We start from the raw sequence: 13,032 nt of genomic DNA, 5'->3' as shown, positions 1-13,032 counted from the left end.
CGACTGATGAATAGGAAACGCAAAATAAAGGTCTGTGGAATGCGCGAGGCTAACAACATAGAGGAGCTTGGTGCATTACCTATAGATTACGTAGGTTTTATCTTCTACCCTAAGTCGCCGCGATATGTTGCACAACGGCCAAGCTGCACCCTTCCTTCTTCTATACAAAAAGTAGGTGTATTTGTCAATGCCACCAAAGAAGAAATCCTTAATAAAGTCAAGGATTTCGACTTACAGGTAGTACAGCTTCATGGCAATGAATCGCCAGAGTTCTGTGCACAAATAGGGCAAGCGGGACTCTGCACCTTCAAAGCTTTCGGCATTGACGAAGATTTCGACTGGGCCGCCGTGGCTCCTTATATAGGCAAGGTGGATTATTTTCTTTTTGACACCAAGAGCAAGCACTACGGTGGAACAGGCCTTTCCTTCGACTGGGAGGTTCTCAAAAGCTATCCTTACCATACTCCTTATTGGCTGAGCGGAGGTCTGTCCACGGACAGCCTAGTGGAAGCCTGCCGTTTTGAAGATGAAAGATTATATGGCTTTGATTTGAATTCAAAATTTGAAATAGAGCCGGGAATTAAAAATATAGATTTGTTAACACAAGCAATCACGATCATAAAATGAGCAAGTATCAAGTAGACAGCAGAGGCTATTACGGACCATTCGGTGGAGCTTACATCCCCGAAATGCTGTACCCAAACGTTGAAGAGCTGCAAAAAAATTATTTGCAGATTATGGAAGACCCTTCTTTTAAGGAAGAGTTCGAACAACTGCTAAAAGACTATGTGGGCAGACCTTCTCCCCTGTATCATGCCAAACGTCTGTCTGAACGCTATGGCGCCAACATATATTTGAAACGTGAAGACCTCAACCATACGGGAGCACATAAAATTAACAACACTATAGGACAGATTTTATTAGCCAAACGTCTTGGTAAAAAACGTATCATCGCCGAAACGGGAGCAGGACAGCATGGTGTGGCCACAGCTACAGTATGTGCGCTGATGGGACTGGAATGTGTAGTGTATATGGGAGAAATAGATATCAAGCGGCAGGCACCCAATGTGGCACGTATGAAGATGATGGGAGCTACGGTAGTGCCAGCAACATCGGGCAGTAAAACCCTGAAAGATGCTACCAATGAGGCACTTCGCGACTGGATCAACAATCCTGTGGATACCCACTACATCATCGGCTCTGTAGTAGGCCCCCACCCATATCCGGACATGGTAGCACGTTTCCAATCCATCATCTCTGCGGAAACGAGAAAGCAACTATTGGAAAAGACCGGCAAAGAAACGCCAGATATTGTGATGGCTTGTGTAGGAGGAGGTTCCAATGCAGCAGGCATGTTCTATCATTTTTTGGATGATGAGCAGGTAAAAATCATTGCCGTAGAAGCAGCAGGATTAGGCGTACACTCAGGCAAAAGTGCCGCCACCACCGTCCTAGGCAAAGAAGGAGTGCTCCACGGAAGCCGGCAGATTGTGATGCAGACCGATGACGGACAGGTGATAGAACCATACTCCATCTCTGCAGGGCTGGATTATCCTGGCATAGGCCCACAGCACGCATGGCTGTTTAAATCGGGACGTGGAGAATATGTATCCGCCACGGACGACGAAGCTATGCAGGCAGGTCTGCGTCTTACACAGCTGGAAGGAATCATCCCGGCCATAGAAAGTTCCCACGCCTTAGCGCATCTGGAAAAGATGGAGTTTACGGGTGGAGAGACGGTAGTAATTTGTCTTTCCGGACGTGGTGACAAAGATTTGGATAATTACATGAAGTATTTTGGTCTGTAAGTGATGATGGACAAAAGTTATCAGATCAAACCTTGATACGCTCTTACCCTCATCACTGAAAACGTTTACATCTTAAAGACAATGAGAATAAATAAACATTCAAACGGATTATTGTCCATATATTTTACGGCGGGCTATCCTACACTGGACAGTACAGTACGTATTGCCAAAGCCTTGGAAGATGCTGGTGCTGATTTTTTGGAAATAGGATTTCCTTATTCTGATCCGGTGGCCGATGGCCCTACCATACAGCATGCTTCGGAAATAGCCTTGAAAAATGGAATGACACTAAAAGTTCTGTTCGAACAACTTAAAGACTTACGCAAGCAGGTAAGCATCCCTGTCTACCTGATGGGCTATGTCAATCCTGTTTTACAGTATGGCGTGGAAAACTTCTGTAAAGCCTGCAAAGAAGTAGGGGTAAACGGAACTATCATCCCCGACCTACCGATGTACGAGTACGAAGAGCTGTATAAAAACACCTTCGAGGAGTATGGCATCAGCAATATTTTCCTAGTGACACCACAAACTTCGGAAGAACGGATACGCAAGATCGACGAGCTGTCGACAAACTTCATCTACCTACTTTCGTCAAACGCTACGACGGGTAAAAACCTGGAAGTCAAAGATCAAGCAGAAGCTTATTTCAAACGTATCAAAGACATGGATTTGAAAAATCCTTTCATCATTGGATTCGGAATCTCCAACCATGAAACATTCCGCAAAGCCACGACTTATGCCAATGGAGCCATCGTTGGCTCTGCTTTCGTAAAACTCCTAGCGGAAGAAGATTATCTTGAGAAAATCCCTGCCTTCATAAAAAATATAAAAGGCTAATCTTTCTAGCAATGGGCCTTAAACTACTAAGTTTAAGGCTTCTTTTATTGTAAATCATTCTTTTTTGAAACATGGGTCACACTTTTCTTGCGCCACAAATCGTAACTTGTGCTAACTTAAAAGGATTAGTTATGAAACAATTAGAAAATAAAGTGGCCATCGTTACAGGAGGTGCTTCCGGTATCGGCAAAGCCATCGCCACCCTTTTTGTTAAAGAAGGTGCTAAAGTTGTCATCAGCGACTTAAACGAAGAATTAGGCAACAAGGTTATTAAGGAATTAGGTAGTGATGTAGCGGTATTCGTGAAGGCGGATTCTGCATCACCTGAAGATAATAAAAAACTTGTAGACACAGCCGTGGAAAAGTTCGGCGCCCTACATATTGCCGTAAATAATGCAGGCATTGGTGGTGAGGCCGCTACCGTAGGAGAGATGAAAATCGAAAGTTGGAAAAAAGTTATAGACATCAATCTTAACGGCGTATTCTACGGCATGCATTACCAGCTTCCTGAAATAGAAAAAGTCGGAGGTAGTATAATCAATATAGCTTCCATTCTAGGTCAGGTAGGCTTCGCTAATTCTTCGGCATACGTAGCAGCAAAACACGGTGTTGTAGGATTGACTAAAACTGCAGGATGGGAATATGGCACTAAAGGAGTGCGCATCAATGCCATAGGTCCTGGATTCATCTCTACACCACTAGTGGATAATGCCTTGGATAAAGATGCCTTGGCTTACTTAGAAACCCAACATGCTATGCAGCGCTTAGGTAAACCTGAAGAGGTTGCCGAATTGGCCCTTTGGTTAGCTTCCGACAAATCTTCTTTCGTCACAGGCTCCTATTATCCTGTGGACGGCGGATATTTAGCCAAATAATAAACAGTGCAATAATTGTTTGAAATTGACTTCCCTAAGAAAACATAAGATATAGAAACCATACTTTATGTCTATTAGGGAAGCAATTTTTATCGGCTGTCACTTTCTTCTTCCTTCCCTTCTGCTATCAAATCATCCACCTCTTCTTTTTCTTTCCGATCCAAATGCTTTACATCTTCCTTCTGCTCTTCATTGATTTTATCGATATAAAATGTACAACAGATAGGAAAATGATCCGAACCGATGGCGGGTAATATGCGCAACTTTTCCACAAACACCTCAGCACTGTGGAATAGCAAATCTAATGGAATACGGAAAAACCAGTATTTGGCATGAAAAGTCGCCAAATATCCACGCCCGTAGCGTGCGTCAATCAACCCGCTAGCTTTCTTGAAAAGTACCGAAATCCTTGACCAAGCCACGGTATTGAAATCACCCGTAATGATTACCGGATGCTTACTTTGCCGCACCCGCTTGGCTACACTCAGCAGGTCACCATCTCTTTCTTTGGATGTCTCTTCCTCGGTAGGACTGGGCGGAGGAGGATGCACCCCGAAAAATACAAACCTGTAGCCATCCGCTGTCTCCAGCTCCGCTTCTATACTCGGCAGGTCGTCAGAAACAAAATAATGGACCTGGAGCCGATGCACTTTCAGTTTTGTATAGAAATGCATACCGTATGTATTTTCCAACGCTACTTCCTCAAAGTACGAAAATGTATCCTTTAACTCTTGTAGGGCCTCTTCCCAGTCTTGGTTACTCTCCATAGTCAGCAGGATGTCGGGTTGCTCTCGACGTATTAGCTCTATCAGTCTGTGATACTCCTTATTATATTGATAGACATTTACAGAGATTACTTTCACATGGGCTGAGTGCTGCTTCGAAGCTTTATGTCTATTGGATCGCCAAAACTTGGTGAAACGCACAAAAACATACGCATTATAACCAAGACAAACCAACAACAATGCAGTAGTCAGAATAGGGTAGCTTATATCCTTCCAGAAATATAACACCCCAATCAAGCAGAGCAACTGAAAAAATAGTAGTTGAGGTCGGATAAAATCCGGTATACGAAAAAACCAATGCTGATTTTTAACAAAGGGAAGAAAATGAAGAAACAGAAGAATGATGGAAATTATGAATAATATGTTACTCATCTTGTTGCTGAATGAGGCTATGATATATTAATCAAACAATCAATCCGAGAATAAGTTTGACATTGCAGCAGCATTCACTCTTAACCCTCATTCTGAGAACATTTTTCTACTAAAAACAATACAATTAGGCTTTTATAAGCCAACAGAATAGCGTATTTTTGTAATCTTACAATACATAGCATTATATAAATTCCTGATACATTAAAATGGAACATACACGCATTAAAGAGCTACTAAAATCTGAAGAATTAGGAAAAGAAGTTGTTGTAAAAGGATGGGTAAAAACCTTTCGTAACAACCAATTCATAGCCATCAACGACGGTTCTTCTATCAACAATATACAAGCTGTTATTGACTACGAGAATACACCCGAACATATTCTAAAAAGAATCACTACCGGTGCGGCAGTACGTGTCAAAGGACAATTGGTAGAATCTTTGGGAAAAGGTCAGCGCGTGGAGGTTAAGGCTTCCGAAGTATCTATTCTGGGAGATTCTGATCCGGAAAAATATCCTCTACAACCTAAGAAGCACAGCTTAGAGTTCTTACGCGAAATCGCGCACCTTCGTCTTCGTACGACAACATTCAACGCTGTCTTCAAGGTACGTAATGCGTTGGCGTTCGCCATCCACAAATTCTTCCAAGACCGAGACTTCGTGTACTTCCACTCTCCTATCATTACGGGTTCAGATGCGGAAGGTGCCGGCGAGATGTTCAGAGTAACAACTCTAGATCTCAAAAATCCTCCTCTTACACCGGAAGGAGAAGTAGATTTCAAAGAAGACTTCTTCGGGCGTTCGACAAACCTTACCGTATCGGGACAGCTGGAAGGAGAACTTGCCGCTCTAGCATTCGGGAACATCTATACTTTCGGCCCTACATTCCGTGCAGAAAATTCCAATACCACACGCCACTTGGCAGAATTCTGGATGATAGAGCCGGAAATGGCATTCTATGAGTTGGAAGACAACATGGATCTGGCGGAAGACTTGTTGAAATATGTCATCAAATACGCTTTAGACACTTGCCCTGAGGAAATCGAATTCCTTAAAAACCGCCTGTTGGAAGAAGAAAAGTCTAAACCGAAAAACGAACGCTCAGAACTTAACCTCATAGAAAAGCTCAACTTTGTATTGGAAAACAAATTCGAGCGTATCACCTATACCGAAGCTATAGAGATTTTGAAAAAATCAAAACCAAATCAAAAGAAACAGTTCAAATACCTGATCGAAGGTTGGGGTGCCGACCTTCAGTCTGAACACGAAAGATATTTGGTGGAGAAACACTTCAAAAAGCCGGTAATTATCACGGACTACCCTCGTGAGATCAAGTCCTTCTATATGAAACAAAACGAAGTGGACGAAAACGGACGTCAGACCGTACGTGCTATGGACATTCTGTTCCCAGGTATTGGGGAGATGGTCGGCGGTTCACAACGTGAAGAAAACTTAGACAAGCTGTTGGCCCGCATGGCTGAAGTGGGAATTCCAGAAGAAGAAATGCAATGGTTTTTAGATACACGCCGTTTCGGTTCTGTTCCTCACTCAGGTTTTGGAGTTGGCTTCGAGCGATTGGTATTATTCACCACAGGAATGACCAACATTCGTGATGTTATTCCTTTCCCACGAACTCCGAAAAATGCAGAATTCTAAAATATACGCAACAGCCAAAACAAAATATTTTGGCTGTTGTTGTTTTCATACAACCTGTAATGAATGGTTCATCTTAATGCGTAGCCTATGTTGGTAAAAATCTATAATGAGAACCCGAATCCTAAAGCTATAGACCAAGCGGTAGAAATCCTGAAAAAAGGAGGTGTAATCATCTACCCTACCGATACGGTGTACGGTATAGGCTGTGATATAACTAACCAAAAGGCCGTAGAAAGGGTTTGTCAGATCCGTGGCATCAAAACCGATAAAACCTCGCTGTCTTTCATCTGCTACGATTTGACAGATATCTCACAATATACAAAGCCTTTTGACACTACAGTATTTAGAGTGTTGAAAAAAGCTCTTCCGGGACCTTTCACCTTTATCTTCAACGCCAGTGGCCAAGTACCTAAACTGTTGAGCTCGAAGAAAAAAACGGTAGGTATCCGTATTCCGGACAACAACATCATCCGAGAGATTGTTAAACAGTTAGGCAACCCTATTGTGACGACATCCATTCACGATGAAGATGAGATCATTGAGTACTCTACTGACCCGGAATTGATTTATGAAAAGTACAGAGATAAGGTAGACCTTGTTATCGACGGCGGCTATGGTGACAATATACCTTCTACGGTCGTGGATGTGACCTCCGGAGAGTTTGAAATTCTTCGTGAAGGCAAAGGAAATTTAGAACAATATTTATAAGTGAAAGGCTTGCCGGTGGCAAGCCTTTTTTATATATGATAACTCTGATTTTGGAACTCCATGGCGCTGTAGTAGGCGTATTTGGATTTGTCTAGCGGGTAATCCCAACATCCCGTCTGATGCGATATCCTCCCCCCAAACCCTGTCTTGAAACGATACAGCCCGTACATGGGGTGAGAAGGATCGGCATCAGGCGAGATACCGAAAAAGTCGTATTCTGTACAGCCTTTTTCTTTTGCAAACTGCATGGCTCTCCATTGCAAGGCATAGGTTCCCATAAGGTTGCGGTTTTCGGAAGACGAAGCCCCGTAAAGATAAGTAGCTCTATTGGCGGAAATCACCAAAAACATAGCGGCCAATGGTTTTTCCTCCACGGAAGCCACCAACAGATAGACATCTGCCGGCGAAGCGGTATTATTGGCCTTGGCAGATAGCACTATCCTAAAATAGTTGATATCGTGCAAGAAAAAGTTATTGCGCTTGGCCGTCTGTCGGTACAGATCGTACCACACTTCCAAACTCTCCAAGCCCAAGGACTGTATGACAACACCCTTACGGCGAGCAAGATTGATATTATAACGTGTCTTGGGTTTCATATTTCCTAACAGCACATCTTCACTTTCCCTGAGATTCATAAATAATGTATTGGATGGTAAGATGTCTGTGTTGGCCTTGTGCAGATTACCATTTTCCGTACTGAAATTTAGCCGCATCTCCTGCACCCTCTTAGATGGCAGACCTATCCAGTTTCCATGTAAATCATAACAATCATCCTCATTAGCCCATTGGGACTGCCACGACAAATCGTAACGTATCATGATACAGCTCTTTGGAAGATAGTACCGTAAAGCTTCCGACAGCTGCTCCAAAAAATATCCCTGCTGTTCTTCACAAGGTTCTATCTCAGGTCCATAAGGGACATAGGCGATACAATGTTCATCATCTAGGTGCTGGAGCATGATGAGTACATCGCCCACGATGAAGGTGTCTTCCTGTCCATGACCATAAAGATCCTTGGCCTTACTCTTAAAATTGTAGGACACAGTATCTATACCTTGCATCTTCTTAACCGTAGACCAATAAGCTGTCTGCTGGATAATTCCTGTCTTATACAGTCGGCTATTGTCTTTCGGCTCTAAATCTACAATCATGATAATATGTTTATTTCCAATATTTTAATAAAATCGTAAAAGCCACAAACATAGGCATTATGGCAATGCAAAAAAACCCCCTATTATCATAGGGAGGTAACAAGAGAATAATGGAAACATTCTAAATAACTTTTTGTGCGCTAGCTATGACCGGAGAATGCTTTATGAAATAAAAAATATTAAACAGCACTACTGCCAAAAATATCAACGCATAGGCGAGACCTTGCAATAAGGTGATATGCTCGTGGAAATAAAATACCCCTAACAGAAAAGAGATGATAGGGTTGATATAAAGCAATATACCTACCACCGAAGAGTCCAATCCCTTCAAGGCATACATGTTCAGATATAAAGGCACTATCGTAAATAAGACGGCTATGATGAGCACATTACTAAAAAATAGGGTGGAATGTGAGGTTTCTATAGCCCCCTTGTATCCTAAAGGAATGAGCATCATAGCACCGATAAGAATATGTACCGTGAGTGTAAAAAACTTATCCAGCTGCCGACTAGCCTTTTGCAGCACTAGATAGATAGCATAGGATAAAGCTATGGTAAGACTAAAGATCAAATCCATCAGATGGCCATATGCCAACATGCCGCAAGCTATCACACTTAACCCCACAGCACACCATTGTCCTGCATTCAATCTTTCACGCAAAAATATATTGGCAAGGACTGTGGTAAGAATAGGACACATCAGATACGCCAGCGAGGTAGCGTTGACACTTACAGCATTCATCACATAAATGAATAGATACCAGTTTAAGGCGAGCATAACGGCACTTATAACCAACACACCGACCATCTTCCAACGGACAGAAGGTTTCTGTGCACGGATAAGGTGTATATTTTGAAGCGTTATCCTCCTTCTGAAAGTAAGGCTGAAAAAACTTATAAGGACGGCAGCAAAAGCTACGCGATAGGTCAGAATGTCCAAGGCTGAATAATCATGCAAAGGCTTGAGCACCAAGCTAAAAATCCCCCACACGACAAAGGAAAACAATGCCGCAGCATAGTATTTAAGCTTCATACACTAACAAATTATAGAATCACGAAATCCTCGACGATGACGCGTCCGACATGTTCGTTCACTCTTCCGATAATCTGGCGGCGATTGAGTGCCAGCTCGTGCTTTACGACGGCCGACTCCACCTTGACGAAGAGTTTCTTATCTTTAATATAGATTTGCTGGGTTCTGCGAGCGATATAGGGTCCGATAATCTGTTCCCAAAAGGTAGCTACCGAGGATTCGTCAAACTTATTGCGCAGACGATACACTTCCAACCACTTCTCTATAGCCTGCTTCATACTGATATCATCACGGGTCGGTATTTCATCTACTTTTTTCTTATAGAGCATGAGCTTGTCCTCCTCTGATATCAAAGATACGTATAGGTTGCTGTATTTCATCGAAAATTTTTCGGATACGACCAGCATCTGTATCGGTGATAAATATCTGTCCGAATTCGTCATCGGACACCATCTTCATAAGCTTCTTCGTTCTTTTCTCATCCAGCTTGTCAAAGATGTCGTCCAGCAGCAGCAGTGGCTTAAACTTATTCTTCTCCTGTAAGAAAGTGTATTGTGCAAGTTTTAGCGCTATAAGAAAGGATTTCTGTTGTCCCTGCGAGCCGAACTTTTTCAATGGCATCTCACCATGTATAGTGAAAAACAGGTCATCCTTATGAATGCCTTGAGTGGTACGCTCCAGAATTCTGTCCTTTTCTATAGAATTCTGAAGTAGCTCAAAAAAATCTGCACCATGTAGCTGAGATTCATAGGTCAAAGACACTTCCTCCGCCTCCTCAGTAAGGTAGGCATAATGCTTACGGAAGTATGGGGTAAAAACTTCCATAAACTCTTTCCTTTTCTTATAGATGAGCTCCCCCACTTCTACTAGCTGCAAGTTCAACACTTCAAACAACCCTATATCAAATACGCCTTTCTCTTTGATGTTTTTCAGTAAGGTATTTCGCTGTAACAGAATTTTGTTATAAGCAATAAGCGTATCCAAATAGCGGTTATCCGTTTGTGAAATCACATTGTCCATAAACCTACGCCTTTCCTCCGAACCTTCAAGTATGATGAGCGTATCGTTTGGCGATATCATCACAAGCGGATATAAGCCTATATGGTCGGCAAGACGTTGGTAGTCTTTCTTATTCCGTTTGAACTGTTTCTTCTGATTGCGTTTCAAGCTACAGGAAACGACATCCTGCCTGTTATCTCTGTCGAACTCTCCCTGTACCATAAACCAGTCTTCCCCTTTTTTGATATGCTGTGAGTCTATGGGATTGAAATAGGACTTGCACAGCGAAAGATAATGTATGCCGTCCAACAAGTTAGTCTTACCCGCACCATTTTCTCCCGTAAAGGCATTCACCTGCGGAATAAAGGAAAGCGTAGTTTCGGCGTAATTCTTAAAATTCAAAACGGAAAGTTGTTTCAACCACATAGGTACAAAGTAAAAACTAAAAAAGTATAAGTCAAAAAAAAGGTTGATTGGCGAGATACCAATCAACCCTTCACACTGAAGTATATGTCTAAATTATTTCACCTCTTCAAAATCAATGAACTCCCCTGCATCTTTTGCTACACGGCGTTTTTCCTTACGTGGAGGGACATAGTCCACCCTCACATCACCTTTGTTGTCCTGATAATTATATTGAGATTCCCTCTGCTGAGAGAACGGATTTCCTGTGGTATAGGTAAAAGTATAACCTCCCTGAGATTGCTGTGCCTTCTTCATCAAGTGTTCGCCAAGCTTTTTCATGGCGAATGGCAACAACAGACGCATAGAAAACTTAAATACGTAATACGCTACAATAACAGCTAATATGAAATATAAAGCACTCATTGAATTTATATTGATTTAACCAAATATAATAAAATACTGCTCGGCCAAAGTCAAAGAAATGTCAGAGTCAAAAGCTTAACACTTTTTAAGATTTAGCCTTAAGAATAGCATTATACAACTCTTCTTGTCGATGGGTACCGATGATATACACCAAACCGTCCTTATCGGTAAGCCATACAGCATCTTTGCCTCCAGAATAGAATCTAATTTTTCCGTTTTTATGAAGGTTATAAACAGGATTATTGAAAATATAAGTACTGTAAGGCTTTTTCTCTACCGTAACAATGGAAGATAAGTCTATTTTAACCAACCTGGTGGACCATAGACCACTGAGAATGATGCAGTTGTTAGCAACTTCAGTCTTATAATGCACCAGATACATCATGATGATAGAAACCACAATGATGGAGCTTCCTACGATGAAGAAAAGCTGACGCGAAGCCAGATGATCCATATTGAGGTAATATACGATGAAGCAGAATAAAGCCAAAGTAAGCCTTACGCTGATCCACGTCATATCCCTTCCTAGATATTGTCTTTCTACAAAAATTTTATCTTGACTCATTGCTCTGCGAAATTGCAAACTAATTTAAACACTTTTTGTGTATTATCCTCAATTTTAAATCTATCATCTAGCTGAAAGGGTGCTACCCATATGATATCCCCGTTTCCATCGACTATTACGGGTACTCTCTCCTTATCCAGCACGTTGACTTTTTTTTGGATAAAGAAATCACTTAACTTTTTGGTTCCTTTCATCCCCAAAGGTTGAAAGGAATCACCTTCCTGCCAAGAACGAATGGTCAAAGGAAACGTTAGTTTCTCAAAATCCAACAAAGCGATGTTCTTGTCTTTGACTATGGTTTTGTCCTTCGTCACTTCGCATTGAAAAGTAAAGCTTCCCCATCTAATAAATTTTTGCGCTGATGTCAAAAGTACAGGAGCTAATGCTTCCTTTTGTCGGGATAAGATTATATATTCTCTGTCGGTAACGATGATATGCGTTTCCGAAGTAAATGTCTTGCCCGACTCCCTCCCTAAGGAGTGCAGCAGGTCAGAAAGTATATTTTTCTTAAATCCGAAAGGTTCTAGGACAAAATACAGCTCATTGAGTGTGACAGACCTTATCTTTTGCTTTTCTATAAGATAGGCTTCCGCACCTCGGGGAATAAGCAATTCCCTTCGCAGTCTTTCCGCATAAAGCTGCAGAACTTCAAGACTGTCTCTAAAGCGGCAAATATTATCTGCCATAACATCCACAAAGTCGGGATTAAGCTTTTCAAACTCCGGAATTATATCCAGTCGTATTCTGTTGCGAGCATACTTGTTGGAGAAGTTGGACTGGTCATCGCGGAAAGGAATGCGGTAGTGCTCTACCAGGTCAGTGATTTCTTCTCTTTTAAGAAAAAGCAGCGGCCTTACTATCTTGCTGTCCTCCCTCTTTGGCAGGATACCTTGTAAGCCCAACAGTCCGGTGCCACGCGACAGGTTGAACAGCACCGTTTCTACCGAATCGTTAAGGTGATGGGCTACGGCTATCGCAACACAGCCCCTCTCTTCACTCAGCTTCCCAAACCATTCGTAGCGAAGCTCTCGAGCAGCAATCTGTATGGATACTTTATTTCTTTCGGCATAATCTGTTGTATCGAAACGAATCACATGTAAAGGCAGTTCATTTTCTTCAGCAAAATGTCTCACCAGCTGTTCGTCCATTTCCGACTCTTCCCCCCTAAGCTGAAAATTACAATGTGCAAGCTCTATGGAAAAATGACACTGATACAGCAACCATGCCAATAGCATGGAATCCCTTCCTCCACTCACTGCCACCAAGATTTTGTCTTCCTTGGTAAACAGCTTATTCTCTTGCACATACCGTTCAAATCGCTGAAGTATATCCATATTTCAAAAGTAAGGATTAATAATTGATTTTATTTAGCATTAAAATTTATCTGTTAACATTTTTTTACTTTTTAATTCTCTATTT

General features: G+C 42.0%; 14 protein-coding genes. 6 read left to right on the top strand and 8 right to left on the bottom strand.

Features of this window, described 5'->3' with window-relative positions:
* Positions 1-6 precede the first annotated feature (6 nt).
* The 4 genes from ABD873_RS08315 (at position 7) to ABD873_RS08300 (ending at position 3,520) form a co-directional block, all read left to right on the top strand.
* Positions 7-627 carry a phosphoribosylanthranilate isomerase gene (locus ABD873_RS08315; RefSeq protein WP_039053701.1) on the top strand — a complete coding sequence of 207 codons (621 nt, stop codon included), beginning with the start codon at positions 7-9 and terminating at the stop codon, positions 625-627.
* Positions 624-1,808: a tryptophan synthase subunit beta gene (gene trpB / locus ABD873_RS08310; protein ID WP_345067169.1), complete on the top strand. Its 1,185-nt coding sequence runs from the start codon at positions 624-626 to the stop codon at positions 1,806-1,808. Before ABD873_RS08315 ends, trpB begins: the two co-directional genes overlap by 4 nt.
* 81 nt (positions 1,809-1,889) lie before the next feature.
* Positions 1,890-2,645, top strand: coding sequence for a tryptophan synthase subunit alpha (gene trpA / locus ABD873_RS08305; protein WP_345067166.1), 756 nt, complete (start codon positions 1,890-1,892; stop codon positions 2,643-2,645).
* A 131-nt stretch (positions 2,646-2,776) separates the two neighbouring features.
* Positions 2,777-3,520, top strand: a complete 744-nt coding sequence (locus ABD873_RS08300; RefSeq protein WP_039053699.1) for an SDR family NAD(P)-dependent oxidoreductase — start codon at positions 2,777-2,779, stop codon at positions 3,518-3,520.
* A gap of 89 nt (positions 3,521-3,609) precedes the next feature.
* Here ABD873_RS08300 and ABD873_RS08295 read toward each other — a convergent pair whose 3' ends face one another.
* Positions 3,610-4,677, bottom strand: coding sequence for an endonuclease/exonuclease/phosphatase family protein (locus tag ABD873_RS08295; RefSeq protein WP_345067160.1), 1,068 nt, complete (start codon positions 4,675-4,677; stop codon positions 3,610-3,612).
* Positions 4,678-4,883: 206 nt separating this feature from the next.
* On the opposite strand from ABD873_RS08295, the gene asnS reads away from it, so the two are divergent.
* Both asnS and ABD873_RS08285 read left to right on the top strand, forming a co-directional pair.
* Positions 4,884-6,329, top strand: coding sequence for an asparagine--tRNA ligase (asnS, locus tag ABD873_RS08290; RefSeq protein ID WP_345067157.1), 1,446 nt, complete (start codon positions 4,884-4,886; stop codon positions 6,327-6,329).
* An 87-nt stretch (positions 6,330-6,416) separates the two neighbouring features.
* Positions 6,417-7,037 (top strand): L-threonylcarbamoyladenylate synthase, encoded by a 621-nt coding sequence (locus tag ABD873_RS08285; protein ID WP_039053697.1) that lies wholly within the window; start codon positions 6,417-6,419, stop codon positions 7,035-7,037.
* A 29-nt stretch (positions 7,038-7,066) separates the two neighbouring features.
* On the opposite strand, the gene ABD873_RS08280 is transcribed toward ABD873_RS08285, so the two are convergent.
* From ABD873_RS08280 to tilS, 7 genes are all read right to left on the bottom strand, one after another.
* Positions 7,067-8,188, bottom strand: a complete 1,122-nt coding sequence (locus ABD873_RS08280) for a lipid II:glycine glycyltransferase FemX (RefSeq protein WP_345067153.1) — start codon at positions 8,186-8,188, stop codon at positions 7,067-7,069.
* Positions 8,189-8,309: 121 nt separating this feature from the next.
* Positions 8,310-9,221 (bottom strand): EamA family transporter, encoded by a 912-nt coding sequence (locus tag ABD873_RS08275; RefSeq protein WP_345067150.1) that lies wholly within the window; start codon positions 9,219-9,221, stop codon positions 8,310-8,312.
* Between the two features lie 11 nt (positions 9,222-9,232).
* On the bottom strand, positions 9,233-9,550 hold the full coding sequence (locus tag ABD873_RS08270; RefSeq protein ID WP_345067147.1) for a DciA family protein: 318 nt from the start codon (positions 9,548-9,550) through the stop codon (positions 9,233-9,235).
* Positions 9,540-10,646 carry a DNA replication/repair protein RecF gene (gene recF, locus ABD873_RS08265; RefSeq protein WP_345067144.1) on the bottom strand — a complete coding sequence of 369 codons (1,107 nt, stop codon included), beginning with the start codon at positions 10,644-10,646 and terminating at the stop codon, positions 9,540-9,542. Before recF ends, ABD873_RS08270 begins: the two co-directional genes overlap by 11 nt.
* Positions 10,647-10,739: 93 nt before the next feature.
* Complete coding sequence (locus tag ABD873_RS08260) at positions 10,740-11,048, bottom strand: DUF4834 family protein (RefSeq protein WP_345067140.1); 309 nt, start codon at positions 11,046-11,048, stop codon at positions 10,740-10,742.
* Positions 11,049-11,133: 85 nt separating this feature from the next.
* Positions 11,134-11,613: a hypothetical protein gene (locus ABD873_RS08255; RefSeq protein ID WP_345067137.1), complete on the bottom strand. Its 480-nt coding sequence runs from the start codon at positions 11,611-11,613 to the stop codon at positions 11,134-11,136.
* On the bottom strand, positions 11,610-12,947 hold the full coding sequence (tilS, locus tag ABD873_RS08250; RefSeq protein ID WP_345067134.1) for a tRNA lysidine(34) synthetase TilS: 1,338 nt from the start codon (positions 12,945-12,947) through the stop codon (positions 11,610-11,612). The genes ABD873_RS08255 and tilS overlap by 4 nt, the downstream gene beginning before the upstream one ends.
* Positions 12,948-13,032: the final 85 nt, after the last annotated feature.

The sequence above is a fragment of the Sphingobacterium thermophilum genome (assembly GCF_039541675.1).
Classification (GTDB): domain Bacteria; phylum Bacteroidota; class Bacteroidia; order Sphingobacteriales; family Sphingobacteriaceae; genus Sphingobacterium; species Sphingobacterium thermophilum.
Note: the sequence above shows the minus strand (reverse complement) of the source record. Positions and strands in the feature narration are given on the sequence as shown.